This window comes from Pseudomonas sp. GD04158 (assembly GCF_029834875.1).
GTDB lineage: Bacteria > Pseudomonadota > Gammaproteobacteria > Pseudomonadales > Pseudomonadaceae > Aquipseudomonas > Aquipseudomonas hydrolytica.
Genome location: NZ_JAODYT010000027.1, coordinates 31,932 through 57,869 on the forward strand (window position 1 = coordinate 31,932; position 25,938 = coordinate 57,869).

The following is a 25,938-nucleotide window of genomic DNA, read 5'->3' on the forward strand; positions in this document are numbered from 1 at the left end:
GTAATTCCTCAGCGGGGTTCGGCCGCGCGCCCGGTGAAACGCTGCAGCACGCGGTAAATGGCAGTCAGCGCGCGATCCATCAGCGGTGTCGCGCGTTCGGGTGTAACGATGCGGGCCAGGCCCTTTTCCATCTCGCTGGCCAGCACGTTCAAGGGCTTGATCGCCACCCGCTGACCGCTGTGGTCGACGAACATGTAGTTGTGAGTGGTGGGGCTGAACCAGGAAAGCTTGAGCACGCGGCTCTGCCCGTCGTTGACGAACTCGAACCAGGTGCCGAACTCGACATCGGCCAGCTCCCTGGCCAATGCCTGGGCGCGTGCCGACAGCTTGGCGCGTGTCGGCGCCTGGCGCACCAGGTCGGCGTCTTCGCCGAGCATGGCGCCCAGAGGGCTTTCCGGCAGGGTGGGCTTGAGCTGGGCAGCCAGCTGCGGCTGCTTGGCCTGCACTGCGTGCTGGCAGGCCACCAGATCCTGCAGCAGGCGGCGGATGCCGTCCTCGTGGTAGCCGCCGAGCAGCTCCAGACCCTTGCGCAGATCAGCGAGCATGGGCACGCGCTGTTCCTGCAACTGCAGCACCTCGGCCTCGCCCAGCGGCGTGCCGCTGCGGGCCAGCTGCTCGGCCACTTCGCAGGCACGCAGCCATTCGGCGCTCTGCTCGCCGTGGCGCAGCAGCACGAAGACCAGCACGTCGGCCCAGGTCAGCTCCAGGAAGTTGCGAATGATGGCCGGCAGGTCGCGCTGCCCGACGCATTGCTGGATCACCTCCAGCGCCTGTTCGCGAGCGCCGAGCAGACGATCCCGGCCCTTGGCCGCCTCAACCGCACGGCGCTCACGCAGCTCGACCTTGTGGCGCAGGGTGGCGACGTATTCGTTGAACTCCTCGATCAGGCTGTCGAAGAGGTTCAGGTCGCCGACGAAGCCATGGATGACCCGCTCCACCACCCACTGCATCTTCGCCAGCAGGCCGCGTTCGTCGCCTTCGTTGCCGTAGAGCACGCCGGCCTGGGCCATGGTGTTGAGCAGCCGGCGAGCCGGATGGTGATGCTGGGTGAACAGCGCCTTGTCCTGCAGGGCGATCTTCAGATAGGGCGTGTGCAGATGGGAGAGGGCGGTCTTGCAGCTGTCCGGCAGGTTCTCGTCGTCGAGGATGAAGTCGAACAGCATGCCCACCAGGTCGATCACGTCGGCTTCCTGATCGGACACCTTGCTGTCGCCGGGCAGGCTGCTGTGGGATTCCAGCTGCTGCTGCAGATCGGCCTTCAGCCCTTCGACCGCCTGCGGCTTGTGCAGGCGCTGGGCCAGCTCATGGGCGGATTGCTGCTGCATGCGGTTGAGCGCGGCGAGCAGTTCGCTGGCGCTGTAGGTGCGGCTGGCTCCGCGCGGCGAAAAGCTGACGATGCTGCGCGTGCCGCCCAGCAAGGGGGCATCCGGCGAGCTCTGGCGATGTTCGCCAAGCAGGCTGGACAGGCCGCTGAACAGGGCCGCCGGGTCGCTGGGTGGTGGTGCGCTGAGGTCCAGGTCGAGCAGTGCCGGCTCGGCTGGCTCGATACCGGGGCTGCCAGGGTTGCCGGGGGGTCCGGTATTGCCGGGAGGCGCCGTTCTTGCCGGCGCCGGTTCGGTCTTCGGCGTTTCCGGGCGACTGACGCTCGGATTGACCTGTGCGCTGTACTTGAGATTGGGCAGCACGCCGGCATCGATCAGACGCTGGTTCAGCGCGCCGTACAGCGAGTCGAGGCTCTGCATCACGTGGCGATCGAAGAGCATGTAGAGAATGGTCTTGATCTGCAGCGGGAAAGGGCAGGGCGCCAGTGCATCGCGGAAGGCCTGGGCGATGGCCTGCGGGCCGAAGGGATTGCTGTCCTCACCGAGCTTCTGGCCATTGTTGAGCAGCGCCAGGCGCTGCTCCAGGGCGAACAGCGGCTGGGTGCAGCGCGCCTTGACCCGACTGACCATGTTGGTGACTTGCAGGGTCTCCTCGTAATCCTCGTTCTGCACCAGAGCCAGCTGCTCCGGGTCCAGTTCGGCCTGCGTCTGATTCTGCAGCTTGCCTTCGAGGAAGTCGGAGAAGTTGTTGGCGATGGTCTGGTGGTAGCTGCGTTCGATCTGTGGGCGCTGCCGGCGAATCTCGCGCATGCTGTCGAAGAACAGCGTCTGCACCTTGTTGTTCTCGGCCTTCTCGGCGCATTCGAACAGGGTGTCGTCGACCTGACCGAACACGCCGCTCAGGTGTTCCGCCAGACGGTTCATCACCAGTTTGCGACAGCTCTGCACCAGATCACTGAAGCGCGGCTGGATGCCGCGGCTGGCGAGGCTGACCACCTTGGGATGAACGGGGGGCTTGTCCTGGTTGCTCATGGACTATCCTGGCTGGGGGCGTCGGCTGGCGCGTCCTGCGTCGGGCCGCAGTTCGATGAAACATATAGTAGTCCATGCTCTGCCTGCAAAGCATTGTCGTAAAAGCAGTTTGTAGGGGTTGACAGGGGCGTTTTGCTACGTAAAATGGCGCGCCTCTGAAGCGGGAAAGCGAAAGCCGAAACGCGGCAGAGATGGAAGACCGAAGTTCCGCGATAGCTCAGTCGGTAGAGCAAATGACTGTTAATCATTGGGTCCCTGGTTCGAGTCCAGGTCGCGGAGCCAACTTCCAGACGGGGTATAGCGCAGTCCGGTAGCGCGCTTGCTTTGGGAGCAAGATGTCGGGAGTTCGAATCCCCCTACCCCGACCATTTTTCGGGTCGTTAGCTCAGTTGGTAGAGCAGTTGGCTTTTAACCAATTGGTCGTAGGTTCGAATCCTACACGACCCACCATATAGAACGACAAAGCCCGCCTTGTGCGGGCTTTGTCGTTTTTGCGCCTCATACGACCGTCTCGCGTTGCCGCGGCCGCGCTGGCCGGTTCGCGCAGGTGCGCCATGCGCATCACGGGCGGTCGGCTGTCTACAAGGGTAATTCCAACATTCTCCGTGCGGGCGCTTCAGCTCGTAGGGTGGGCTTTAGTCCACCAACGGTGGTCGGCGTTTTGTAGCCCGGATGCAATCCGGGGAAATTCTCAAAGTTGAATGGTCGTTGCGGATCTCATCCGGGCTACGTGCTTGCTGCTTGTCTCCCCTCTCCCGCTTGCGGGAGAGGGGCTGGGGGAGAGGGGCAATTTGCAGATTCACCTGCGGCTCCCTATTCCATGAATGGAAGAGGGTCACCAGCAGGCCGCACGGCGGTCGCTATCAATGCAGCTTCAGGCGCGGCTCGGTGCTGCGGCCGATGCGGTCGCTGAGCATCAGCAACAGCGTGCGCAGGGTGCCGTACAGCGCCATCTGGTGCATGCGGTAGAGCGAGACGTAGAACACCCGCGCCAGCCAGCCCTCGAGCATCACACTGCCGGTGAGGTTGCCCATCAGGTTGCCCACCGCGGAGAAGCTCGACAGCGAGATCAGCGAACCATAGTCGCGGTAGCGGTACTCCGGCAGCGCCTGACCGCTGATCTTCAGCCGCAGCGACTTGGCCAGCAGCGAAGCCTGCTGGTGCGCAGCCTGAGCCCGTGGCGGCACGTTGCGGCCGTCGCTGTCCGGTTGCGGGCAGGCAGCGCAATCGCCGAAGGCGAACACGTCATCGTCCAGCGTGGTTTGCAGTGTGGGGCGCACCTGTAGCTGGTTGATGCGGTTGCTTTCCAGGCCATCCAGATCCTTGAGAAAGCCCGGCGCGCGGATGCCGGCAGCCCAGACCTTGAGGCTGGCCGGGATGAAATTGCCGTCGGCGGTCTTCAGGCCGTCGGCGGTCACTTCGCTGACGGCGGCGCCGGTCAGCACGGTGACGCCGAGCTTTTCCAAGGTCTTGTGCACCGGGCGGGCGATGCGCTCGGGCAGGGCCGGCAATACGCGGGGGCCCGCCTCGATCAGGGTGATGCGCATGTCTTCGGGGCGAATGCGATTGAGGCCGTATGCGGCCAGTTGCTTGGCTGCGTGATGCAGTTCCGCCGCCAGTTCCACGCCCGTGGCGCCCGCGCCGACGATGGCGATATCGATCTGGCCGCCGGCTTCGCTTTCGTTGGCATGGGCGCGCAGATAGTGGCTGAGCATGCGTCGGTGAAAGCGCTCAGCCTGTGCCCGGGTATCGAGGAAGATGCAGTGCTCGGCCGCGCCCGGCGTGCCGAAGTCATTGGTGGTGCTGCCTACTGCGATCACCAGGCTGTCATAGGCGATGCGGCGCTCGGGCATCAGTACCTGGCCGTCGTCGTCCAGCGTCGCTGCCAGCGTGATGCTCTTGCCTGCGCGGTCGAGGCCGGACATGCGCCCGAGCTGAAACTCGAAATGGTTCCACTTGGCCTGGGCCACGTAGTTGAGTTCGTCTTCGGAGGAGTTCAGCGAGCCGGCGGCCACTTCGTGCAGCAGGGGCTTCCAAATGTGGGTGAGATTGGCGTCGACCAGGATGATCCGGGCTGCGCCGCTCTTGCCTAGTTTTCTACCCAGACGGGTGGCCAGCTCCAAACCGCCGGCGCCGCCGCCGACAATCACGATGCGATGGGACATGGATAACGCTCACAAGGCTTTGAAAAAGTCGGTGTGAGTGCGAGAGGGCGAGCGCGAGGCAGCTCATAGCACCAGTCGACTCAGAAAGCGGCTCAGCAGGCCCAGGCCAATGGTCACGGCCACGACCACCACCAGCAGGCGCCAGACGTGAAAGGGCTGGCGCTCCACCTGATGCTGCGGCGCGCTCAGGTACTGGTCGACTTTCTGCTGGTCATCGGGGCTCAGGCGGCTGGTCATCGGTAGGCCTCTGCTTGAATGCGGCTATTCTAGGCTTGCCCGCCAGCCTTGGCGAGCTTCGTTGTCCTGCGGGTCAGATGGCAGGGCGAGGGGGCTGACCTGGACGGCGTCGTGCAGGCGGATGATGCCGCCCTCGATCACCCGTGCGGTGATGCCGCCGTGGCCGCGCATGGCCTGGAAGGTGCCGGGGCCGAGGCGTTCCTCCAGGCGCGCGCAGGGCTGGCACCAGCCGGTGGTTTCCAGTAGCGCCTGGCCGATGCGAAAGCGCCGACCCTTGAGGCTGAACAGGTTGATGCCGGCAACCGCGATGTTGCGGCGCAGCTCGTCGGGGTGCAGAGGCGCATCGCGGCCGAGCAGGGCGGCGACAACCGCCAGGTGCTCCCACTGAATCAGCGTCACCTGCCGCGCATTGCGCGGGCCGGGACGGCTGTGATCGCCGGTCAGGCCGGCCTCGCGCCGCGCCTCTACCGCCTCCACCTCGAGCATCGCTTCGCGCGCCCTGGGCCTTACTCCTATCCAGCGCACCTGGCCGATCTGCGGCACCTCGGCCAGTAACTGCTGCAGCGGGCTCACAGGCCGATCCCTATATCGAACAGCAGGCTGCGGCCCAGATTCTGGCGCAGGAAGTCCGGAGCATCCGGATGGGCGAACAGCACGCGGGCGAAGCGTGGGCCGACCAGCGACAGCGAACGCCAGCCCTGGCGCAGGTATTCAGTGGGCGGCGGAAAGTGGCTGTTGCAGTCCAGCACTGCACGCTTGAGGCTGACGAAGGCGATCAGGTCCAGCTCGCTCAAGTCCAGACCGCGCTCGCGGTAGTTATGCGCCTTCTTGCGCAGGGTAGGGGCCAGGCGGGCCTGCAGCTCGCTGGCGGGAATGCGTTTGGGGCGCGCCTCGCGCCGCACCAGCTGGCTGAGCGAAAAGGCGCTGCGCCGACGCTCGAGTTCGGCGCGCCACTCGTCGTTGAGCCTGCGGCCTTCGTCCAGCACGAAGAACACCTCGAAGTTGGCGTCGCGAAAGAGCACGTCCGGTGGCTCCTGGGCGCCGGGCGTGAAGTCCTCGGTCTGATGACGCACGTTCAGCGCCTGCAGCAGACGCTGACAGACCCAGCGCTCACGCTCCCACTTCTTGGCGTTGGAGAGAAAGGCGTTGGCTTGTTCAGCCTGGTGCGTGAGCAGGCGCAGGTAGTCGGAATCGTCCATGCCGAAAGCTTAGCCGCAGCGCGGCCCGGGATGCCAGACATCGTGCTGCTGATCCGGTGCCGAGGGCCGGTGTAGACTGCCTGGCGTGACTGCGCAGATGACGGAGCAACGACAAGGTGGATAGGCATGATCGCGTCTGAGCTGCTGGCGTTCAGCACTCTGCTGGCTGGCTGGCTGATCTATGGGATGGCGCTGCTCTGGGCGGTAACGCGCGCGCCCTGGCTGGAGCTGTTCAGCGATCTGCGGCGTCAGCACCTACTGTTCGGCACCATGCTCGCCCTGTTCCTGTTGTGGCTGGTGCGCCGCGACTTCGATTCGGGCCTGTCCTATCACTTCATCGGCATGACCGCGGTGACGCTGCTGCTGGATTGGCCTTTGGCCGTGCTGGCGGGGCTGGCGGCTCAGGTGGGGCTGCTGGCCATCGGGCGTCTGGATCTGGCCGCGCTCGGCGTCAACGGCGTGCTGCTGGTATTGATCCCGGTGCTGGTCACCGAACTCTGTGCACTGCGGGTCGAGCGTGCGCAGCCGCGCAACCTGTTCGTCTACATCTTTTTCTGCGGCTTCTTCCCGGCGGCGCTGGCCACGCTCCTGACCCTGCTTGGCGGCCTTGGGCTGCTATGGATGGATGGCTTGTTTCCCATGCCACCCTGGCTCGACGACTTTGCCGGCTACCTGTGGCTGGTAGCGTTCCCCGAGGCCTTTATCAACGGCACCGTGGTCACCGCCTTGGTGGTGTTCTATCCGGACTGGCTGGAAACCTTCAACCGCACCCGCTACCTGCAGGCCCCCTGGAAGGAAGAGGATCGCGGCGAGTGAATGGCGCGCTATCGGCCTTTTGAATGGGCGCAGGCAGCTTGATCCTGGTCAATGCCTGGAGCGAGTCCTCCGCCATGCTGTGCAAAACGCCTCCGAGGACGCGAACATGAGCATTCACAGCTGGGCCAGAGCGGTTCTGAAAGTCGATTTGCAGGATGCCGAAGACCAGGGTTTCGATCCGGTGCCGGCGTTGCGCGCGTTGCTGGCCGAAGTCGTGCAGATGAACAAGGCGCTGCGCGATCCCGAGGAACTGGCCCACGAGCTGCAGTTTCTCGCCGACAACCTCGATGACGAGCGCGACTACGCCTTTATGCGCCCCTGAGAACCGTCGGGTGCGCTGTGCGCACCGCTTCCGTATCGGCTCCGATTGGTAGTCAATGCGGCCGCGTTGGCAGATCGCCGCTAAACAGGTCGTCTTCCAGATCATTGCCGGGAATCGCATGCTCCTCGGCGGCCCAGGCACCCAGGTCGATCAGTTTGCAGCGCTCGCAGCAGAAGGGACGGTAGGTGTTTTCGACTTTCCACTCCACTGGCGCGCCACAGGTGGGGCATTGAACGGTGGTGGTCATGGCTGGCCTCCGCGTAGAGTGAGATAGAAGGAGTGCAGGCGACCGACCTCGGCATCCAGCCAGGCCATATCGCGATCATTGACCAGCACGTCATGGGCATGGCGCAGCCGCTCTTCGCGGCTGGCCTGGGCCTGGAGAATGGCGCGAACCTGCTCTTCAGTGCTCTGGTCGCGGGCAACGGTGCGCTGCACCTGCAGCTCTACAGGCGTATCCACTACCAGTACGCGCTGGGTCAGATGGCGCTGACCGGACTCGATCAGCAAGGGCGACACCAGGATCGCATAAGGCGATTCTGCGCGTGCCAGCACCTGGGCGATCTCCTGCCCGATCAGCGGATGCAGCAGGCTCTCCAGCCAGCGGCGCTGTTCGGCGTCGGCAAACACCAGCTTGCGCAGGGCGCCGCGGTCGAGCTGGCCGTCCGTCTGCAGGACGCCGGTGCCGAAGTGTTCGACGATCTTCGCCAGCGCCGGCCGGCCCGGTTCCACCACCCAACGGGCAGCGTGATCGGCGTCCACCACGTGTACACCACGATCGATAAAGCCTTGCGCCACCGCGCTCTTGCCGCTGCCGATGCCGCCGGTCAGGCCGAGTATCCAGGGTTTCATCACGCCGTTGCGGTCTCGTTGCTGCTCAAGGCCGCGATTGTAGGGGGGATTCGCCAGTGATGCGAGGCCGTAGGCTGCGCCATGCGTACCGCCTCGGTGGGGGAGTTGCAGTTTCTGCGCAGGCGTACTGCCTGCGGCCGGCCCCGGTGCAATCCGGGACCGGTATTTCAGAACCCGGCAAACTTCAGATAGCTACCGGTAATCACGTCACCCCAGAGCAGGGCGATCCAGCCGGCAATGGCCAGATAAGGTCCGAAGGGGATCGGCGTACTGGAGTCGCTACCACGCAGGCGCAGCAGAATCACCCCAAGCACCGCCCCGACCAGCGAGGACAGCAGGATGGTCAAAGGCAGGATCTGCCAGCCGCCCCAGGCGCCGAGCATGGCCAGCAGCTTGAAATCACCGTAACCCATGCCTTCCTTGCCGGTGATCAGCTTGAACAGCCAATACACCGACCATAGGCTCAGATAGCCCGCAATCGCCCCCCACAGCGCGTCCTCCAGGCTGGTGAACAGTCCGAAGTAATTGACGATCAAGCCCAGCCATAACAGCGGCAGCACCAGTACGTCCGGCAGAATCTGATGATCGGCATCTATCAGACTCATCGCCAGCAGCCCCCAGGCCAGCACCAGCATGGCCCCGGCCTGCCAGGTAAAACCGAAATGCCAGGCGATGTAGCCGGAAAGCAGTCCGCAGACCAGCTCGACGATGGGGTAACGCTTGCTGATCGGGGTCTTGCAGTTCGAGCACTTACCGCGCAGGAAGAGGTAGCTGATGACCGGGATGTTCTCCCAAGGGCGAATCTCATGACCGCATTGTGGGCAGGATGAGTTGGGGAGGATCAGATTGAAAGTCTGTGCAGGGGGCGCCGCCGGTAACTCCAGTACCTCTCGCGCCTGGCTCTGCCAGTCACGTTGCAACATCAGGGGCAATCGATAGATCACAACATTAAGGAAGCTGCCGACCAGCAGGCCCAGCAGCAGGGCGCATAAAACAAAGGCCAGCGGGTTGCTGGCCATGACATTAAAAACGGACATACGTATTTAGCCGCCGACCACATTGCCAAGCTGGAAGATCGGTAGATACATGGCAATGATGAGGCCGCCAACTAATACGCCCAACACCGCCATGATCATCGGTTCCATTAAAGCTGTTAGATTGTCTACCATGTTATCAACTTCTGCTTCGTAGAAACTTGCAACTTTGTCGAGCATGTCATCCAGTGCGCCAGACTCTTCTCCAATGGCCGTCATTTGTACTGCCATTGAGGGGAATACATTTGTGGTTCTCATTGAAAAATTTAGTTGAGTGCCGCTAGAGACATCGGTTTTTATTTTGTGTACGGCGTTTCGAAAAACTACATTTCCGGTGGCTCCGGAAACAGAGTCTAGCGCATCCACTAAGGGAACACCTGCTGCGAAAGTCGTGGATAGGGTTCGTGCGTAGCGGGCTACTGCGGACTTGTAAAGAATATCTCCAATTATAGGAAGTTTTAGTAGGGCTCTGTCTTTTGTGTCGCGAAATCTCTCTGAGCGCTGGTTTAGCTCTTTGATTAAAAAGGAAAAGGAAAAAACAATGAAGACCATTAGAAGCCACCAGTTTTGGAGGGCTTCTGATAGACCTAGTACCATCAGGGTGAAGGCTGGTAGTTCAGCGCCGAACCCTTGAAAGACGGATTCAAAGGCGGGGACTACCTTTACGAGCAAAATTACACTGACCACGATGGCTACTACAATTACCGCTATCGGATAGGTCATTGCTTTCTTGATTTTTGCCTTGAGAGCTTCAGTTTTTTCTTTATAAGTCGCAACTCGATCTAGTAAGTTTTCCAATGCGCCGGACTGTTCTCCTGATTCGACCAAATTACAATACAGATCGTCAAAGTATTGTGGCTGCTTGCGTAGTGCTGACGCAAAGCTATTGCCTGCAGAGACTTCCTGCTTAAGATCGTCTACCAGCTTGCGCATATTGGGATTTTCAAAGCCCTCGGCGATGATATCAAAGCTTTGCAGCAGTGGAACGCCAGCTTTCATCATCGTCGCCATCTGTCTGGTAAAAAGGGCGATATCAAGTGGTTTGATCTTCTTACCTTTGCCCAGTGAGAAGCTGGATTCGGGGCGGACTTTCGTCGGATTGATGCCTTGCTTGCGCAGCTGAGCCTTGATCAATGCAATGTTCTGTCCACTAAGCGTTCCCTTCACCTTGCCGCCGCGCTTGTCGGTGCCTTCCCAGACGAAGGTGCTGGTTTTTAAAGCTTTTGTCGTCGCCATGGGGCTAATCCTTGGTCACGCGGTTGATTTCCTCCAGGCTGGTCACGCCTTGCATGGCTTTGAGCAGGCCGGAGGCACGCAAATCATTAAAGCCATCTTTGCGCATTTGCGCTGCAATATCGATGGAGTTGCCTTCCTCCATGATAATCCGTTGCAGGTTGGGCGTGTTTTTAACCACTTCATAAATACCGACACGACCCTTGTAGCCATTCTTGCAGTTTTCGCAGCCGGCCGGCCCGTAGAGCTTGAAGGTGCCGATCTTTCCTTCGGGGAAGCCCTCTGCCAGAAGGGTTTCACGGGGCACATCCACTTCTTTCTTGCAGCTATTACACAGCTTGCGCGCCAGGCGCTGAGCGATGATCAGGTTGACCGAGGTGGCGATATTGAACGAGGGCACGCCCATATTGCGCAGGCGGGTCAGGGTTTCCGCGGCGCTGTTGGTATGCAGGGTGGACATCACCATATGGCCGGTCTGCGCCGCTTTCACTGCGATGGAAGCAGTGTCCAGGTCGCGGATCTCTCCCACCATGATGATGTCCGGGTCCTGGCGTAGGAAGGCGCGTAGCGCTGCCGTGAAATCCATGCCCTGCTTTGGGTTGACGTTGACCTGATTGATGCCTTCCAAGTTGATCTCCACCGGGTCTTCGGCGGTGGAGATATTCACGTCTGGGGTATTGAGGATATTCAGGCCGGTATAGAGCGAAACCGTTTTGCCCGACCCTGTGGGGCCGGTTACCAGGATCATGCCCTGTGGCTGCTTGAGCGCATTCATATACAGCTCTTTCTGGCTTTCCTCATATCCCAGTGCGTCGATACCCATCTGCGCACTGGTGGGATCGAGAATCCGCATCACGATCTTTTCGCCCCACAGGGTGGGCAGGGTGTTGACACGAAAGTCGATGGCCTTGCTTTTGGATATCTTCATCTTGATTCGGCCGTCTTGAGGCTTTCGCCGTTCGGAGATATCCAGAGCGGCCATTACCTTGAGGCGTGCGGCAATCCGTGGCGATAGCTGGATGGGAGGGCGAGCAACCTCATGCAGAATGCCGTCGGTACGGAAGCGCACCCGGTAGGCCTTTTCGTATGGCTCGAAGTGCAGATCGGAGGAGCCCATGCGGATGGCGTCAAGCAGCATCTTGTTGACGAAGCGCACCACCGGGGCATCATCAGCATCGCCTCCAGTGGATGTGTCGTTCTTGTCGTCGTCGACCGCCTCCACATCCAGGCCGTCCAGATCTACATCGCCCAAGTCCTCCATGCCGCTGTTGGCGCTTTCGAAGAACCTTTCGATGGCATCGCCCAGCTTGTCATCCTCAACCAGCACGGCTTCAGTATTCAGGCCAGTGCTGAACTGAATATCGGTAACTGCCTGATGGTTGGTAGGATCGGAAACGCCGATAAAGAGCTTGTTGCCGCGCCGCCATAGTGGTATCGCACGGTGCTGGCGAATCAATTTCTCACTTATTAACTCTTTAGGTTGACCTTCTTTGTCGACGGCGGTGAGATCAACAAACGCCACGCCAAACTGCTCAGATGCTAGCTCTGCCAGGTCGCGGCCTTTAGCTAGCTTGCTTTGTACTAGGTAGGTTACCAGTGGCACCTGATTGCGCTTGGCCTGTGCTTGGGCCTGTAGGGCGCTTTTCTCATCTAGCAATTGAGCGGTAACCAGCTGCTTTGCTAGTCCAGAAAGGGAAATCGCTTCGTTCATCGGAAGGGGCCTGCGTGATGCGAATCCGAGCCTTATAGCCTAGCAGTCAGCAACTTCCAAATTTAGATTGGCATGGTGACAAAAAAGGTCAACTAATGCCTTTAGATGGAGGTCGGGTGGAGTCTCCGCTTTCCAAGAGCTCTATCTATCGTGTTGTGGTTGTTGGCATGGTGCGTGCATGCGCATGTGGTAGGTCATAGAGCCTGATACCAACTTAGGAGATTTTTCATGAAAGCTCAAAAGGGTTTCACCCTGATCGAACTGATGATCGTTGTCGCGATCATCGGCATCCTGGCTGCTATTGCGATTCCTCAATACCAGAATTACACCGTACGCAGCGCAGAGCGTGCTTGCTTGGCTGAGACCAAAGCATATGCGAATGTTCTGATGGTGTGGCTGCATGAGGGGGGGACCAACCAAGCCGCTCCGAATAACGTAGCTCCGGCTGCTCCGGCTAACGGTGCTTGCACTGGCTTTACCGGCGGCGGTAACGCCGCTGCATTTGGTACTCCGGTAGTGGGTACTCCCCGCGCACCCGGCGTCGCGACCCAATCTGTCCCGCTGCAATAATTCTTAATGCTCAAGTCACAGGCGTTCGCGTAAGCTGCGTCTAGGTGATGCAGAAGCGCCCCGCTCTCGGGGCGCTTCTGGTAATGGACGGCTTTGACATCACGTTGTTGTTTAGTTGTGGGGTTTAAATGCGCGGCCAATTTCAAAAAGCATTCACATTGATAGAGCTAATGATAGTAGTCGCTATTATCGGCATATTGGCGGCAATCGCATTACCTACTTATCAGGCCTATACCATTCGAAGTGCTGAGCGGGCATGTTTGAGTGAAACTAGAGCTTATGCCTCTGTGCTAACAGTTTGGCTGCATGAAGGGGGCGTGCTTTCGGATTTGCCAGCTCAGCCAATTAATGGTGCTTGCAGTACTTTTAGTGGCGGTGGTGCTGGAGCTGCATTGGGAGTGCCGCTGGTTGGGACGCCTAGACAACCTGGCGTGGCTCTTCAGTCAATAATGCTCAATTGATTCAGAGTGTAAGCCGCATCGACAAATCCACCGCCTTCACATCCTTGGTCAGCGTGCCTAGCGAGATGTAGTCCACGCCCGTTTCTGCGATCACGCGCAATGTGCTGTCGTTGATCCCGCCCGAGGCTTCCAGCTTTGCGCGGCCGGCGGTGAGTCTGACCGCTTCGCGCATATCTTCCAGTGACAGTTCGTCGAGCATGACGATATCTGCCCCCGCTTCCAGCGCTTCGCGCAGTTCTTCTAGGCTTTCCACCTCCACTTCCACCGGCTTGCCGGGGGCGATCTGGTGGGCGGTGTTGATTGCCTGGGCGATGCCGCCGCAGGCAGCGATGTGGTTTTCCTTGATAAGGAAGGCGTCGTACAGCCCGATGCGGTGGTTATGGCAGCCGCCACAGGTGACGGCATATTTCTGCGCCAGCCGCAGGCCCGGAAGGGTCTTGCGGGTATCCAGCAGTTTTACCTGGGTGCCCTCGACCAGGTCGGCATAATGGCGGCAGCGGGTCGCTACTGCCGAGAGCGTTTGCAGAAAATTCAAGGCGCTGCGCTCGCCGCTGAGCAGGGCGCGCGCCGGGCCTTCGAGGCGGAACAGGGTCTGGTCGGCGCTGACCTTGTCGCCGTCCTGGACCTGCCAATGCACCGCCACGCGTGGGTCGAGCTGGCGGAACACCGCGTCCACCCAGGCTGTGCCGCACACTACAGCCGCCTCGCGCGTGATCACCCGGGCGCTGGCGAGGCGCTCGGCCGGAATCAGCTGGGCGGTAATGTCGCCGCTACCAATGTCTTCGGCCAGGGCGCGACGGACGTTGGCTTCGATTTCGCTGCTGAGGTCGGCGAGGGTCAGGTTGGGCATGATCGGCTCCGGTGTAGGCGAGCCGCGATTATAGAGGCAGGCGGATGCAGGGCAATGGCCGGCAGGGGCTGCGCCTTATCGGATTCATTCGCGAGAAACCCGGCACTTTTGCCGCGGCGCACGGCTCCTACGCTGTGAGCGGGCATGGTTCGGGCCGACCGCCGGTGCAGCGCCTATTGCCCGAGCGCTATACGCTGTAGATGCGCCACGCCGGTCCTGCGCGAACGACCGTCTGGAGGTGGCTGGGTGCTATCTGTGATCTGCATCATGTATGCGTGAAAAATTGGCTTGGTATGGCGCGCAGCCTCCCTATAATGCCTTTACTTTTTTCATTATTGACGCCAGGCCTTTGACGTTACGGACGACGCTCGGTTGACGCTGTGCAGACCAGGAGGCTCGGGTTCGAGCAGTCTGCGGGAGACTAGAATGAAGACCGACGCGAACGTGGTTCACCTGAACAAGGCGGCCACAGAGCAATCGCCAACTTCGCCGGTAGGAAGACTGCCCGTGGCGCTGATTCAGGTGCGTGACAAAGCCGCGCAACAGCTCAAGCAGAGCCTGCAGAGCCTGTTCGACAATGCCGACGATACGCTTTTCGAAATGGCGGATCGGGCGACCACCAATGCCGAGCAGAATGCCTTCTTCGAGGCGATGCGCGACCTGCGTCTGAAGCGCAAGAACATTGAGCGCGGTTTCCTGCAGAAGGTGTTCGAAGCCTTCTCCACCCTCAATCAGTACGAAATCGGCAAGCCGCAGCCTGCGCTGGATGCGGTGTCGTTCGACAGCCTGAGCCTGGTGCAGAACGACGAACTCGAGGAAACCGTGGCGCTGGACGCCATGGTGGCCAAGGTGATGAGCCGCGACGCCATGGCGCTGGGCCATCTCACCACCCGTCTCAATGCGGTGATCAGCAAGAAGCTCGACGACAAGAGCAACCCGCTCGGTCCGACCCTGCTCAGCGAATATTTCCTCGACGCCTGCAGCGGCCTGGGCGTGGAGATCAAGGTCAAACTGATCATTCTCAAACTGTTCGAAAAGTACGTGCTGGGCGGCTGCGACCAGCTTTACGCCGAGGCCAACCAGGCGCTGGTCAGCGCCGGTGTTCTGCCCGAACTCAAGTCTGCGCCGCCGCGCCGCCAGCAACGTCCGGCTGCCACCAGTCATGCCCACTCTGCCGGTGACGAGCGCATGCCCCTGCTGGAAGGGGCTGACGAGAGCGTGCAGGAAGTCTTCGGTGCCCTGCAGGATCTGCTTTCCCAGGTGCGCGGCAGTGCCATGCCGCGCCGCGCCCAGGTCGCCGATGCACTGCCGATCACCAGCAACGACCTGATGCGCCTGTTGTCGCATATGCAGCAGCGTACCCCGATGCAGGTCAGCCTCGAGGATTTCGACCTGCGCGACCAGCTCGAGCAGCTGCTCGCCCGTGCCAGTGCCAAGACTGGCAAGGCGCGCGTGGTGGGTGAGGTCGACGAGGACGTGATCAACCTGGTGTCGATGCTGTTCGAATTCATTCTCGACGACCGCACGCTGCCCGATTCGCTCAAGGCGCTGATCGGCCGCCTGCAAATTCCGATGCTCAAGGTGGCGGTGCTGGACAAGACCTTCTTCAGCCGTGGCAGCCATCCGGCTCGTCGCCTGCTCAACGAAATCGCTTCTGCGGCATTGGGCTGGGTCGATCAGGACGACGCCCAGCGCGACAGCCTGTATCAGAAGATCGAGCAGGTGGTGCAGCGTCTGCTCAACGACTTCGTCGATGACCCGGCGATCTTCTCCGAGCTGCTTGCCGAGTTCATGGCCTTCACTGGCGATGAGCGTCGTCGTAGCGAACTGCTGGAACAGCGCACCCGCGACGCCGAAGAGGGCAGCGCCAAGGCCGAGCTGGCTCGCCGCCAGGTCGAGCAGGCGCTTAACGAGCGTCTGCTGGGCAAGACTCTGCCGGAAGTGGTGGTGCGTCTGCTGCAGGAGGCCTGGAGCAAGGTGCTGATGCTGACCTGCCTCAAGCATGGCGTGGATTCGGACGAGTGGCAGGCTGCTTTGCAGACCATGGACGATCTGGTCTGGAGCGTTTCGCCGCACGAAGATCCGGAAGCCCGTCTGCGTTTGCTGGAGCTGGTGCCCGGCCTGCTCAAGTCCCTGCGCGAGGGCATGGCCAGCGCGGCCTTCGATCCGTTCTCCACCAGCGAATTCTTCAGCCAGCTGGAGGCGTTGCACGTGCAGGCCTTCCAGCGCTTCAAGCGCGCCACCCCGGAAACCGAGACGGCCGCTGCCGAAGATGCGGTGCATACCGATCCGAGCGAAGCCGGCATCGAACTGCCGCTGCTGGAGCTGCCGACGGCCGAAGAGGTCGAGGATACCCCGGCTATGGTCGAGGTGGTCGAGGAGATCGTTCTGCTCGCACCGGGCCAGACCCGTCCGCAGGAGCCTGACGTGGTGCTGCCGGACGACGACGAGGCGTTGCTGCAGGTGGATAGTCTGCGTGTGGGTAGCTGGGTGGAAATCCAGGAAGATGAGGAGCACAAGCTGCGCTGCAAGCTGGCGGCCATCATCAAGCCCACCGGCAAGTATGTGTTCGTCAACCGCACCGGCATGAAGGTGCTGGAAAAGACGCGCAATGCGCTGGCCGTGGAGTTCCGCCGTAACGCCGTACGCCTGCTCGACGATGCTCTGCTGTTCGACCGCGCTCTGGAATCGGTCATCGGCAATCTGCGCAAGCTCAAGCACAGCTGACGGGTTCTCGCAGGAGTGCTTCCTGCGAGATGCTTGGCGTACGCGTTGCCTGCGGGCCGTTGTCTGGCCCGTCAGGTCTCGACCTGTATACGTCTTGCCTTGAACTGCTTCCCTCTCGGTGTAATGCCGTTCCCCTAAGAAATGTTCTGACACGGTCAGCCTCTCACTCCTGCGAGGAGAGGGGAGGCAGGTCGTTTCGCCGTTCTCTCGGCCGCTCTCCACTCGGCGTGCCCCCAATAAATGGGAGAGGAGAGCCAATCCCCTGGTCTCTGAGTGAATAGCATTGCCTCCCCGCCTGCGCACATCCTGTTGCTGTCTCGCTCTTGGCCGCTGCGATTGGCTGCTCTAGAGTGGTGACTCGATCAGGAGCGCCGCATGCAGCTTGACCCTTCCACCGGCTGGTTCCAGGGCATTCGCCATTGCCCGTCGCCGAATTTCAATGCTCGTCCTGACGGCGAGATATCCCTGTTGGTGGTGCACAACATCAGTCTTCCGCCCGGGCAGTTCGGTACCGGCAGGGTGCAGGCATTCTTTCAGAACCGTCTGCCGCTGGACGAACATCCCTTCTTCGCCGAGATCGCCACGCTGCAGGTTTCCGCGCACTTCTTCATCGAGCGCGACGGCGCGCTGACCCAATTCGTTTCCTGTCTGGACCGCGCCTGGCATGCCGGCGTGTCCTGGTTCGAGGGGCGCGACAACTGCAACGATTTCTCCCTCGGCGTGGAGTTGGAGGGCACCGATGATCAGCCTTATACCGACGCGCAATACGCCAGGCTGACCGCGCTGACGCGGCAGTTGCTGGACGCTTACCCGGCGCTGTCGACGCAACGCATTCGTGGCCATAGCGACATAGCGCCGGGGCGCAAGACGGACCCTGGCCCGGCGTTCGACTGGACGCGCCTGCACAACGCATTGAAGGAGCGGTAGCGATGAGTTTTCTGGTGATTGTGCTGGTGCTGTGGGTCGAGAAATTTTCCGCCTGGCGCCTGCGCATCCAGCAGGATGGTCCCTGGCTCGCGCAGTTGCAGCGCCTGCAGCAGGGCAGCCTGCAACAGGCGCCCTGGTTGTGTCTGGCGGTGCTGGTGCTGTTGCCCGTGCTGGCTTTGGGGCTGGTGCTGCTGATTCTCGAGCCGCTGGCATATGGCTGGCTGGCCTTGCCGGTGCATCTGCTGGTGCTGATCTACAGCCTGGGCCGCGGCGACCTGCTGGCTGCACTGGGGCCGTTTCGCGATGCCTGGCGGCGTGGCGACGGGCAGGCCGCCTATCATGTGGCTGAACGCGACCTCGCCCTGCAACCCGAGGACGGCACGCTGCTGCTGCAGCAGGTTCAGGGGCATCTGCTGTGGCAGGCCTATCAGAGTTTCTTCGCGGTGATCTTCTGGTATCTGCTGCTGGGGCCGATGGCGGCCTTGGCCTACCGTCTGCTGGCCATGAGCGCCGAGCATGCCGAGCAGCCGGCGCTACGCGAGCGTGCCGTGCAGCTGCGCCATGCCTTCGACTGGCTGCCGGCGCGGGTACTGGCCGCCAGCTTTGCCCTGGTCGGCAACTTCGTGGCGGTCAGCCGCGCCTTGCTGCATGAACTGCTGAGCTGGGACATCTCGGCCGCGCAGGTGGTGATCAGGGCAGGGCGCGCCGCCGGGGAGATGCCCGAGCCGGTGATGGGCGAGGCGGGCGTCGATACCCTGGATCAGTTGTGGCAGCTGCTGATTCGCGCGGCGGTGGTCTGGTACGCCGGCTACGCGCTGTGGGTGCTACTGGTCTAAGACGGCCTTCCAGATACAGCGCTCCGGCAGAAGCGCTGGTCCACTAACGCACGGGTTGCGCCGCCCGACTGCCTTGCAAATCCGCTTGCGAACCAGGGTAAGGGGACAAGGAGCGCGGCATGCTCTTAACCTTAAGTTACACAGAGCGGTGTCGATAACGGGTATATAAGGTGCCGTAGCCGATCCTGTTTGGTGCGTTGCGTCACATTTATCTGCCGGTGGTCGTTGCGTTCACTCGCATTCACAGGTCGGGCTGCACAGGACACCGTCGACAGCCCATGAGAGGCTGCGCGGCCGTTCGAGTGATCTAATAACAATAATGGCAACTGGAGACGTCTAGTGAAGACCGTGTTGTATCCGGCCATCGCGCTGATGAACCGCCTCAGCTTCGGCATGAAGTTCAGCCTGATCAGCGTTCTGTTCTTCCTGCCCATGCTGGTCACCAATTTCTATCTGGTGCGCGACTCCTATCGCCAGTTCGTCGGTACGCAGACGGCCCTGGAGAGCCTCGAGCTGCTCGGCGGCAGCCTGCGGCTGCGTCGGGATCTGCAGAGCCTCAACGACCTGGTGCAGATCAACGCGATGATCGGCCAGTCCGGCCAGGCTGGCGATCTCGAGGGTCGCATCGGTCAGCTGCAGCAGTCGCTGGCCGACAGTCTGCAAGCCTTGCAACCCGTGGCGCGCGACGCCGAGCAAGCGGCCGAGTTCGTCGCCAAGCGCGATGAGCTGCTGGCCGAGCTGAAAAGCGCGGTGGCCGAGACATCCCTGCAAAGCAAGACGGTGATAGTCGAGAAGCTGCTCGGCTCCTCCCAGGTGTTCATCAAGCTGGTGGCCAGCCAGGCCGGCCTCAGCCAGGACCCGCAACGCCAGGTGCGGCAGATCACCGAGTTGATCACCAATGTCACGCCGCAAGTCACCGACGTGCTCAGTCAGGGCCGCGCGGTCGGTGCCTATTCCCTGGGCCAGGGTTTTCTCAACTCCGCGGCCAGTACCAAGTTCGACGATCTGCTGCTGCAACTGGAAAAGCTGCATGCCGAGTACGGCCTGAACCTGCAGGATGCGCTGGCCGGCAACGTCGCCGCGCAGAACGGCCTCGGCGGTCTGGCCGAGGCCAGCCGGCAGACTCTCAAGGACAGTGCCGTGCTGTTCGAGGATCAGGTGATCATCGCCGATAGCCTGGACACGCCCTGGACCCAGTTCTACGACCAGGTCAGCCAGCAGATGGCCAAGACCTACGCCTTCAACGACGGCCTGCTGGCCTTCCTCGATAGCCAGCTGAGCGAGCGCCTGGTCGATAACCGCGCACAGATGGTGCTGCTGGTGGTCGCCCTGGTGGTGGTGTTCCTGCTGATCGTCTACCTCTACAGCGGTTTCTACGTGTCCACGCGCACCACCCTGAAGACCCTTGGCCAGGTGATGGACAAGGTGGCAGCAGGCGACATGACGGTCAGCTTCCGCGCGCAGAGCCGCGACGAGCTGGGCGAGCTGGGCCAGGTGTTCAACCAGACCGTGGCGCGCATTCACGATCTGATCGAGCGCGTCGGGCATACCGTGGGCGAGGTCGGCGGCCAGGCCGATCGCGTCGAACTGGTGTCCGGTGAGAGCAACCAGGCGGTGGCTGGCCAGCGCGCGCAGATTGAACAGGTGGCCACGGCGATGAACCAGATGTCCGCCACTGCCCAGGAGGTGGCGCGCAGTGCTGCCGCGGCGGTGGGCAGTGCGCAGAGCGTCAATCAGGAGACCGTCAGCGGTCGCGCGCTGGTCGAGGCGCAGGTCGGTGCGATTCAGCGCCTGGCCAGTGAGATCGACCAGTCGGTGGCGGTGATCAACCAGCTGGCCAGCGACAGTGCCGCCATCAGTCAGGTGCTGGACGTGATCAAGGGCATCGCCGAGCAGACCAACCTGCTGGCGCTCAACGCGGCCATCGAGGCGGCACGGGCCGGCGAGCAGGGCCGCGGCTTCGCCGTGGTGGCCGATGAGGTGCGCAACCTGGCCAAGCGCACCCAGCAGTCCACCGAGGAAATCGAGGCGATGATCGCCAAGCTGCAGGGTGGCGTCGGTGCCGCGGTGAAGGCGATGAACGCCAGCCACCAGATGGCCGACGGCACGGTCAGTGAATCCGGCAAGGTGCAGCAGGCGCTGGAGAACATCCTCGGCGCGGTCGGCATGATCGTCGACCAGAATCAGCAGATCGCTGCGGCGGCCGAGCAGCAGACGGCGGTGGCGCACGATATCGATCAGAACATCGTCGAGATCAACCATGCCGGTGAGCGCACGGCTGCCGGCGCCAGCCAGACCGAGCAGGCCAGCCGCGAGCTCAGCGAGCTGGTGGCGCGGCTCAAGCAGCTGATCGGCGCGTTCCGGGTGTAGGGTGCGCTGTGCGCACCATCACTATGCCCAGCCGAACAGCTCATCCGCGTTACGGCTGCTGGCCGCCGCCAGCTCCTCGGCCGTGACGCCGCACAGCGCCGCCAGCTCGGTGCAGATGTCCGCCAGGTATTCTGGGCTGTTGCGCTGATTGGGGTGCATGGCCGGGGCCATGTCCGGCGAGTCGGTTTCCAGCACCAGGGCCTCCAGCGGCAGCTGCGCCATCACCTTGCGCAGCCGATTGGCCTGCGGCCAGGTGGCGGCGCCGCCGAGACCGAGGCAAAAGCCCAGCTTGATGTACTCGCGTGCCTCTTCGGCGCTACCGGCGAAGGCATGGATGATGCCGCCGCGCTTCAGCCGCCAGCGCTTGAGGGTGGCGATGGTCGCGGCATGGGCGCGGCGCACGTGCAGCAGCACCGGTAGCTCGAACTCGTTCGCCAGCTCAAGCTGCGCCTCGAACAGCGTCTGCTGGCGCTGCCGATCCAGATCCTCCAGGTAGTAATCCAGACCGAACTCGCCGACGGCGCAGAGCTTGCGGTGTCCGGCCAGCCTGCCCAGCCAGGTGCGCAGTTCATCGAGATGCTGCGGCCGGTGATCATCCAGATAGACCGGGTGCAAACCGAAGGCGGCATACAGGCCGTCGTTCGCCTCCACCAGTTGCCACAGGCGTTGCCAGTTGGCCTGGTATACGCCAAGCACCACCATGCGCTGCACGCCCAGCGCGCGGCTGCGCGCGAGCACTTCGTCGCGATCGGCGTCGAAGTCGGGGAAATCCAGGTGGGTGTGGGTGTCGATCAGGTGCATCGCTTGCCTCCGGTTGATGTCGCTCGTGGCCAGCAGGCATCCGGGCGCGGATTGCCGTATTGTTCCACTTCCTGCCAGCTGCAGGGAGCGCCGCCGCATTTTTCCAGTCGAACGGATACAAGCAGGCGGCTTGGTTTCGATGGAGGAAGAAGGTTGCAGCGCATACGCAGAGCTTTGGCCTGGCTGGTCGCCGTGGTGTTGTTGCTGGTGGCGGTGCTGATGTTGTTTCTCGCGCTGTTCGACTGGAACCGTGCTCGGCCGCTGATCAACGAGCAGGTGTCGACGGCGCTGCAGCGGCCTTTCGCCATCGAGGGCGACCTGCGTGTGGTCTGGAGGCCCGAGGCCGGGGAACGGGGCTTGAGCGGCTGGCTGCCATGGCCGCATTTTTCTGCCGAGCAGGTGCGCCTGGGCAACCCTGAATGGGCGCAGGGCGACACCTTCGTCAGCCTCGACAGCGCGCGTTTTCGCCTGGCGCCGCTGCCGCTGCTGTGGAAGACGGTGAGCATTCCGAGCATCGAGCTGGGCACCGCCCTCGTCGATCTGCAGCGCCTGGGCGATGGCCGCGCCAACTGGAGCTTCGACCTCGGCAAGGACGCCGAGGCCGAGCCACGCGACGAGCCCGCGGCCTGGACCCTGGACATCGGCACCATCGCCTTCGCCAGGGGGCATGTTCAGCTCGATGACCGGAGCAGCAAGACGCGCCTCGAAGCCGTGGTGGAGCCGCTCGGCGAGCCGATTCCCTTTGCCGATATCGTCGGCAAGGGGGCTGCCGATCGGGCGGCGGCGCAGGACTATGCGTTCGCCTGGCGGACCAAGGGCGATTTCCGCGGCCAGCCGATAATCGGCGACGGCAAGGTTGGTGGCCTGCTGGCCTTGCACGATGCCTCGCTGCCTTTCCCGCTGCAGGCCGATCTGCGCATCGGCGCTACCCGTATCCGCGTCGCCGGCAGCCTGACCGACCCGCAGAACCTCGGCGCGCTGGACCTGCGCCTGCAGCTGTCCGGCAACAGCCTGAGCCAGCTCTACCCGCTGACCGGCGTGACCCTGCCCGACACGCCCGCCTACAGCACCGACGGCAGGCTGCAGGCGGACCTGCGCGACGCCGATGGTGCGATCTTCCGCTACCTCGATTTCAACGGGCGCATCGGCGCCAGCGACATTCATGGCGACCTGACCTTCGTCGCCCGCCAGCCGCGGCCCAAGTTGTCCGGCCAACTCACCTCCAATCAACTGCTGTTCAGCGACCTGGCGCCGCTGATCGGTGCCGACTCTGCCGCCGACAAGCGCAAGCGCGGCGAGCAGGATCGCCAGCCGGCGAACAAGGTGCTGCCCGTCGCGGAGTTTCGTACCGAGCGCTGGCGCACCATGGACGCCGACGTGCGTTTCGTCGGCAAGCGCATCGTGCACAGTGAGCAGCTACCCATCAGGAACCTCGACACCCATGTGCTGCTCAACGACGGCATGCTCAGCCTGGAGCCGCTGCGCTTCGGCATGGCCGGCGGCACGCTCGACGCGCAGATTCGCCTCAACGGTGCGCTCACGCCCATGCAGGGGCAGCTGCGCCTGAGCGCGCGCGAGCTCAGGCTCAAGCAGCTGTTCCCCACCTTCGCGCCGATGCAGACCAGCCTCGGCGCGCTCAATGGCGACGCCAGTCTCAGCGGCAGCGGCAATTCGGTGGCGGCCCTGCTGGGCGGTGCCAACGGCGAGCTGAAGATGCTGATCAACGACGGGGCGGTCAGCCGCGGGCTGATGGAGATCGCCGGGCTGAACGTCGGCAATTACCTGGTGGGCCGGCTGTTCGGTGACGAGGAGGTGAAGATCAACTGCGCGGCCGCCGACCTCGGCATCAAGCAGGGCCTGATGAGCACGCGCCTGTTCGTCATCGACACCGAGAACGCGGTGATCAAGGTCGATGGCAGCGCCAACTTCGCCAGCGAGCGCCTGGATTTCACCATCACCCCGGCGACCAAGGGCTTTCGCATCTTCTCCCTGCGTTCGCCGCTGTACGTGCGCGGGACCTTCAAGCAGCCGGCGCCGGGGGTGCAGGCGACGCCGCTGGCCCTGCGTGGTGCCGGGCTTGTGGCATTGGGCGTGGCGGTGGCGCCGGCGGCCGGTCTGCTGGCGCTGGTGGCGCCCAGCGCGGGTGACGAGCCGAGCCAGTGCGAGCCGCTGTTGCAGAAGATCCGAGGTGGTTAGCAGGAGGCATCGGAGCTGGATTTAGGGTGCGCTGCGCGCACCGATCTTCCCCAGCATTTGCTGCGCATGGCGCACCCTACCTCTGGGTGCGGGCCTTGAAGCTGCGCTCGATGGCCTCGATGCCGGGCTGATAGTCGTCCTGCTCGACCGCCTGCAGCGTCCAGGCCAGCACCCGTTCGGCGATGCGTTCGTGCTGCTGGCTCATGGCATTGACCCGCACCGGCAGAAAATCCAGCAACTGGGTATCGCCGAAGGTGGCCAGGCGCACCGCCGGCCAGCTCGCGCCGCCCTGTTCGCGCAGGGCATCGAATACCCCTTCGAGCAGCACGTAGGCAGTGGTCAGCAGCGCGTCGGGCGGGCCGGCCTCGGCCAGCAGTGCGCGCATCTGGCGGTGGCCGCTGGCGCGGCTGAACAGCTCGCCGTGATAGACGCTGACGCGGCCGTCGAAGCCGGCCAGCGCCGCGCGGAAACCGCGTTCGCGCGCCTGGCTGATCACCAGCTGCGGGCGTGCGCCGAGCAGGGCGATATGCCGCGGCGCCGGTTGCAGCAGGCTTTCGGTGAGGCGGCGGCCGGCCTGTTCGTCATCGCTGACCACCGAGCGGATGTGCTGAGGCGACAGCGCGCGGTCCACCGCCACCACCGGCAGGCCGGAGGCGACCAGCTCGGGGTACAGCGGATCATCCGCCGGCAGGCAGCTGGCGACGATCAGCGCTTCGCAGCGGCGTGAGCGGAACAGCTCCAGCAGCTGCCGCTCGCTGTCGGGGTCATCGTCGGAGCTGGCGATCAGCAACTGGTAGCCCGCGGCCCGCGCCTTCTGCTCCAGCAGCTTGGCCAGGCGCGCATAGCTGGGGTTCTCCAGGTCGGGGAGGATGAAGCCCAGGCAGCGGCTCTGTCCGCGGCGCAGGCTGGCGGCCTGCTGATCCGGCCTGTAGCCATGTTCCTGCACCACGGCCAGCACCCGCGCAACGGTTGCCGGGCTGATACGCCGGCGTTCGGCCTGGCCGTTGATCACGTAGCTGGCGGTGGTCACCGAGACCTGAGCCAGGCGGGCGATGTCGCTGAGTTTCACAGGCGCACCCTGTTGAAGAAAGGTTTTGGGCGGGGAGTCTAACCTGTCGTGACGACGACCGGGCTTCAAGGATCACCCATTATCGGCTAAGGTGCCAGTGCTTGATGAATCGTTTCAGCAAAACGCTTCATCGACTAGTCTGGAACCTGTTCCCCGCTCCGGGGCCGACGCGCAGCAGGCTGCGCGCAGGTTTCGCACCTACAACAATAAGCCGGAGGTACCCCATGCTCGAACTCGATGCCAGCCAGATCCAGATGGGCCGGGTTGCGGCGAACAAGGACGAAGCCCTGGCCATGCTCGGCGACGCGCTGGCCAGTGCCGGCCTGGCTACTGCGGCTTATCTCGAGGGCCTGCGGGCGCGCGAGGCCCAGGGGTCGACCTTTCTCGGTCAGGGCATCGCCATTCCCCATGGCACGCCGCAGACCCGCGATCAGGTGCTGCGCACCGGCGTATGCCTGATCCAGTTTCCCGCCGGCGTGGACTGGGGCAACGGCCAGCTGGTCCATCTGGCCATCGCCATCGCTGCCCAGTCCGATGAGCACCTGCATCTGCTGCAACTGCTGACCCGCGCCCTGGGCGAGGGGGATCTGAGCCAGGCGCTGCGCGAGGCGCGTGAGCCGGCGCAGATCCTCGAACTGCTGCAGGGCGCGCCGCAGGCATTGGCGCTGGACGGGCAACTGGTGGCCCTGGGGCAGCCGGCTGAAGACTTCGACGAATTGCTCTGGCAGGGCGCGCGCCTGTTGCGCCAGGCCGGTTGCGCCAGCAGCGGCTTCGCCCTCGGGCTGGCGCGTGGCGAACCGCTGCCGCTGGGCGACGGCCTGTGGTGGCTGCACAGCGAGGCCAGCGTCGAGCGGCCGGGGCTGGCCTTCGTCACCCCGGCGCAGCCGCTGAGCTTTCGCGATGAGGCGCTGCGCGGCCTGTTCTGCCTGGCCAGCCAGGGCGAGGCGCATCGACAGGCGCTGGAGCGGTTGTGCGACGTATTGATCGGCGGGCGCGCCGCTGCGTTCAGCGAAGCCAGCGACAGCCGCCAGGTGATCGAGGCGCTGGGCGGCGAGGTGCCGCCGGACTGGCCGAGCCTGGCGCTGCCGCTGCTCAACGCCCATGGCCTGCATGCCCGCCCGGCCAAGGTGCTCAGCGAACTGGCGCAAGGTTTTGCCGGCGAGATTCGCGTGCGCCTGCAGGGCGATGCGGGCGCCGGGGTCTCGGCC

The 25,938-nt window shown here is 63.1% G+C and carries 23 protein-coding genes and 3 tRNA genes; 13 read left to right on the forward strand and 13 right to left on the reverse strand.

Features of this window, described 5'->3' with window-relative positions; translation table 11 throughout:
• Nucleotides 1-8: 8 nt before the first annotated feature.
• Nucleotides 9-2,354, reverse strand: coding sequence for a DUF1631 domain-containing protein (locus N7333_RS12460; RefSeq protein WP_129482847.1), 2,346 nt, complete (start codon nt 2,352-2,354; stop codon nt 9-11).
• Nucleotides 2,355-2,560: 206 nt separating this feature from the next.
• On the opposite strand from N7333_RS12460, the gene N7333_RS12465 reads away from it, so the two are divergent.
• The 3 genes from N7333_RS12465 (at nt 2,561) to N7333_RS12475 (ending at nt 2,804) form a co-directional block, all read left to right on the forward strand.
• Nucleotides 2,561-2,636: transfer RNA gene (locus N7333_RS12465), tRNA-Asn, on the forward strand.
• Nucleotides 2,637-2,645: 9 nt separating this feature from the next.
• Nucleotides 2,646-2,722 (forward strand) — tRNA-Pro (locus tag N7333_RS12470).
• Nucleotides 2,723-2,728: 6 nt separating this feature from the next.
• Nucleotides 2,729-2,804 (forward strand) — tRNA-Lys (locus N7333_RS12475).
• Between the two features lie 413 nt (nt 2,805-3,217).
• Here the strand turns inward: N7333_RS12475 and N7333_RS12480 are convergent.
• The 4 genes from N7333_RS12480 to N7333_RS12495 all read right to left on the reverse strand — a co-directional run bounded on the left by N7333_RS12480 (nt 3,218) and on the right by N7333_RS12495 (nt 5,955).
• Nucleotides 3,218-4,519, reverse strand: a complete 1,302-nt coding sequence (locus N7333_RS12480) for an NAD(P)/FAD-dependent oxidoreductase (protein WP_129482848.1) — start codon at nt 4,517-4,519, stop codon at nt 3,218-3,220.
• A 63-nt stretch (nt 4,520-4,582) separates the two neighbouring features.
• Complete coding sequence (locus N7333_RS12485) at nt 4,583-4,756, reverse strand: DUF3094 domain-containing protein (RefSeq protein ID WP_003242714.1); 174 nt, start codon at nt 4,754-4,756, stop codon at nt 4,583-4,585.
• Nucleotides 4,757-4,780: 24 nt separating this feature from the next.
• Entirely contained in the window at nt 4,781-5,329 is a 549-nt protein-coding gene (locus N7333_RS12490) for an MOSC domain-containing protein (RefSeq protein ID WP_011920932.1), read from the reverse strand.
• Nucleotides 5,326-5,955 (reverse strand): DUF1780 domain-containing protein, encoded by a 630-nt coding sequence (locus N7333_RS12495; protein ID WP_003242718.1) that lies wholly within the window; start codon nt 5,953-5,955, stop codon nt 5,326-5,328. The genes N7333_RS12490 and N7333_RS12495 overlap by 4 nt, the downstream gene beginning before the upstream one ends.
• A 126-nt stretch (nt 5,956-6,081) precedes the next feature.
• On the opposite strand from N7333_RS12495, the gene N7333_RS12500 reads away from it, so the two are divergent.
• Together N7333_RS12500 and N7333_RS12505 are read left to right on the forward strand one after the other, a co-directional pair.
• Nucleotides 6,082-6,771: an energy-coupling factor ABC transporter permease gene (locus N7333_RS12500; protein WP_011920933.1), complete on the forward strand. Its 690-nt coding sequence runs from the start codon at nt 6,082-6,084 to the stop codon at nt 6,769-6,771.
• Nucleotides 6,772-6,877: 106 nt separating this feature from the next.
• Nucleotides 6,878-7,093 (forward strand): hypothetical protein, encoded by a 216-nt coding sequence (locus N7333_RS12505; RefSeq protein WP_003242722.1) that lies wholly within the window; start codon nt 6,878-6,880, stop codon nt 7,091-7,093.
• Between the two features lie 52 nt (nt 7,094-7,145).
• On the opposite strand, the gene yacG is transcribed toward N7333_RS12505, so the two are convergent.
• From yacG to pilB, 5 genes are all read right to left on the reverse strand, one after another.
• Complete coding sequence (gene yacG / locus N7333_RS12510) at nt 7,146-7,340, reverse strand: DNA gyrase inhibitor YacG (protein ID WP_003242724.1); 195 nt, start codon at nt 7,338-7,340, stop codon at nt 7,146-7,148.
• Entirely contained in the window at nt 7,337-7,945 is a 609-nt protein-coding gene (coaE, locus tag N7333_RS12515; RefSeq protein ID WP_129482849.1) for a dephospho-CoA kinase, read from the reverse strand. Before coaE ends, yacG begins: the two co-directional genes overlap by 4 nt.
• Nucleotides 7,946-8,112: 167 nt before the next feature.
• Nucleotides 8,113-8,982: an A24 family peptidase gene (locus tag N7333_RS12520; protein WP_129482850.1), complete on the reverse strand. Its 870-nt coding sequence runs from the start codon at nt 8,980-8,982 to the stop codon at nt 8,113-8,115.
• 6 nt (nt 8,983-8,988) lie between these two features.
• Entirely contained in the window at nt 8,989-10,215 is a 1,227-nt protein-coding gene (locus N7333_RS12525) for a type II secretion system F family protein (RefSeq protein WP_279858900.1), read from the reverse strand.
• Between the two features lie 4 nt (nt 10,216-10,219).
• Nucleotides 10,220-11,923 carry a type IV-A pilus assembly ATPase PilB gene (gene pilB / locus N7333_RS12530; RefSeq protein WP_129482851.1) on the reverse strand — a complete coding sequence of 568 codons (1,704 nt, stop codon included), beginning with the start codon at nt 11,921-11,923 and terminating at the stop codon, nt 10,220-10,222.
• Between the two features lie 228 nt (nt 11,924-12,151).
• On the opposite strand from pilB, the gene N7333_RS12535 reads away from it, so the two are divergent.
• Nucleotides 12,152-12,493, forward strand: a complete 342-nt coding sequence (locus N7333_RS12535) for a prepilin-type N-terminal cleavage/methylation domain-containing protein (RefSeq protein ID WP_129482852.1) — start codon at nt 12,152-12,154, stop codon at nt 12,491-12,493.
• Nucleotides 12,494-12,621: 128 nt separating this feature from the next.
• Complete coding sequence (locus tag N7333_RS12540; protein WP_129482853.1) at nt 12,622-12,954, forward strand: prepilin-type N-terminal cleavage/methylation domain-containing protein; 333 nt, start codon at nt 12,622-12,624, stop codon at nt 12,952-12,954.
• Between the two features lies 1 nt (nt 12,955).
• Here N7333_RS12540 and nadC read toward each other — a convergent pair whose 3' ends face one another.
• Complete coding sequence (gene nadC / locus N7333_RS12545; protein ID WP_129482854.1) at nt 12,956-13,804, reverse strand: carboxylating nicotinate-nucleotide diphosphorylase; 849 nt, start codon at nt 13,802-13,804, stop codon at nt 12,956-12,958.
• 426 nt (nt 13,805-14,230) lie between these two features.
• Between nadC and N7333_RS12550 the strand changes: the two genes are divergently transcribed.
• The 4 genes from N7333_RS12550 to N7333_RS12565 all read left to right on the forward strand — a co-directional run bounded on the left by N7333_RS12550 (nt 14,231) and on the right by N7333_RS12565 (nt 20,664).
• Nucleotides 14,231-16,531 carry a DUF1631 domain-containing protein gene (locus N7333_RS12550; protein WP_129482855.1) on the forward strand — a complete coding sequence of 767 codons (2,301 nt, stop codon included), beginning with the start codon at nt 14,231-14,233 and terminating at the stop codon, nt 16,529-16,531.
• A gap of 375 nt (nt 16,532-16,906) precedes the next feature.
• Nucleotides 16,907-17,458 (forward strand): 1,6-anhydro-N-acetylmuramyl-L-alanine amidase AmpD, encoded by a 552-nt coding sequence (gene ampD, locus N7333_RS12555; RefSeq protein WP_003242745.1) that lies wholly within the window; start codon nt 16,907-16,909, stop codon nt 17,456-17,458.
• 2 nt (nt 17,459-17,460) lie between these two features.
• A complete protein-coding gene (gene ampE, locus N7333_RS12560) occupies nt 17,461-18,294 on the forward strand; it encodes a regulatory signaling modulator protein AmpE (RefSeq protein WP_129482856.1) in 834 nt (277 codons plus the stop codon).
• A 339-nt stretch (nt 18,295-18,633) separates the two neighbouring features.
• Nucleotides 18,634-20,664: a methyl-accepting chemotaxis protein gene (locus N7333_RS12565; protein WP_129482857.1), complete on the forward strand. Its 2,031-nt coding sequence runs from the start codon at nt 18,634-18,636 to the stop codon at nt 20,662-20,664.
• Nucleotides 20,665-20,685: 21 nt separating this feature from the next.
• On the opposite strand, the gene N7333_RS12570 is transcribed toward N7333_RS12565, so the two are convergent.
• On the reverse strand, nt 20,686-21,465 hold the full coding sequence (locus tag N7333_RS12570; RefSeq protein ID WP_129482858.1) for a TatD family hydrolase: 780 nt from the start codon (nt 21,463-21,465) through the stop codon (nt 20,686-20,688).
• A gap of 153 nt (nt 21,466-21,618) precedes the next feature.
• On the opposite strand from N7333_RS12570, the gene N7333_RS12575 reads away from it, so the two are divergent.
• Nucleotides 21,619-23,661 carry an AsmA family protein gene (locus tag N7333_RS12575; protein WP_129482859.1) on the forward strand — a complete coding sequence of 681 codons (2,043 nt, stop codon included), beginning with the start codon at nt 21,619-21,621 and terminating at the stop codon, nt 23,659-23,661.
• Nucleotides 23,662-23,737: 76 nt separating this feature from the next.
• On the opposite strand, the gene cra is transcribed toward N7333_RS12575, so the two are convergent.
• The gene (gene cra, locus N7333_RS12580) at nt 23,738-24,730 is read right to left on the reverse strand and encodes a catabolite repressor/activator (RefSeq protein ID WP_003242756.1); all 993 of its coding nucleotides are present in this window, start codon (nt 24,728-24,730) and stop codon (nt 23,738-23,740) included.
• A 224-nt stretch (nt 24,731-24,954) separates the two neighbouring features.
• Between cra and N7333_RS12585 the strand changes: the two genes are divergently transcribed.
• The coding region (locus N7333_RS12585) for a PTS sugar transporter subunit IIA (protein WP_279858901.1) at nt 24,955-25,938 on the forward strand (984 nt) is incomplete at its 3' end.

Bases quoted from the DNA above. Each gene is read 5' to 3' on its own strand.
- coaE (WP_129482849.1), bottom strand. From the start codon at position 7,945: ATGAAACCCTGGATACTCGGCCTGACCGGCGGCATCGGCAGCGGCAAG.
- pilB (WP_129482851.1), bottom strand. From the start codon at position 11,923: ATGAACGAAGCGATTTCCCTTTCTGGACTAGCAAAGCAGCTGGTTACC.
- ampE (WP_129482856.1), top strand. From the start codon at position 17,461: ATGAGTTTTCTGGTGATTGTGCTGGTGCTGTGGGTCGAGAAATTTTCC.
- N7333_RS12570 (WP_129482858.1), bottom strand. From the start codon at position 21,465: ATGCACCTGATCGACACCCACACCCACCTGGATTTCCCCGACTTCGAC.
- N7333_RS12460 (WP_129482847.1), bottom strand. From the start codon at position 2,354: ATGAGCAACCAGGACAAGCCCCCCGTTCATCCCAAGGTGGTCAGCCTC.
- N7333_RS12520 (WP_129482850.1), bottom strand. From the start codon at position 8,982: ATGTCCGTTTTTAATGTCATGGCCAGCAACCCGCTGGCCTTTGTTTTA.
- N7333_RS12535 (WP_129482852.1), top strand. From the start codon at position 12,152: ATGAAAGCTCAAAAGGGTTTCACCCTGATCGAACTGATGATCGTTGTC.
- N7333_RS12525 (WP_279858900.1), bottom strand. From the start codon at position 10,215: ATGGCGACGACAAAAGCTTTAAAAACCAGCACCTTCGTCTGGGAAGGC.
- N7333_RS12495 (WP_003242718.1), bottom strand. From the start codon at position 5,955: ATGGACGATTCCGACTACCTGCGCCTGCTCACGCACCAGGCTGAACAA.
- N7333_RS12480 (WP_129482848.1), bottom strand. From the start codon at position 4,519: ATGTCCCATCGCATCGTGATTGTCGGCGGCGGCGCCGGCGGTTTGGAG.
- nadC (WP_129482854.1), bottom strand. From the start codon at position 13,804: ATGCCCAACCTGACCCTCGCCGACCTCAGCAGCGAAATCGAAGCCAAC.
- N7333_RS12500 (WP_011920933.1), top strand. From the start codon at position 6,082: ATGATCGCGTCTGAGCTGCTGGCGTTCAGCACTCTGCTGGCTGGCTGG.
- N7333_RS12505 (WP_003242722.1), top strand. From the start codon at position 6,878: ATGAGCATTCACAGCTGGGCCAGAGCGGTTCTGAAAGTCGATTTGCAG.
- yacG (WP_003242724.1), bottom strand. From the start codon at position 7,340: ATGACCACCACCGTTCAATGCCCCACCTGTGGCGCGCCAGTGGAGTGG.
- ampD (WP_003242745.1), top strand. From the start codon at position 16,907: ATGCAGCTTGACCCTTCCACCGGCTGGTTCCAGGGCATTCGCCATTGC.
- N7333_RS12485 (WP_003242714.1), bottom strand. From the start codon at position 4,756: ATGACCAGCCGCCTGAGCCCCGATGACCAGCAGAAAGTCGACCAGTAC.
- N7333_RS12550 (WP_129482855.1), top strand. From the start codon at position 14,231: ATGAAGACCGACGCGAACGTGGTTCACCTGAACAAGGCGGCCACAGAG.
- N7333_RS12540 (WP_129482853.1), top strand. From the start codon at position 12,622: ATGCGCGGCCAATTTCAAAAAGCATTCACATTGATAGAGCTAATGATA.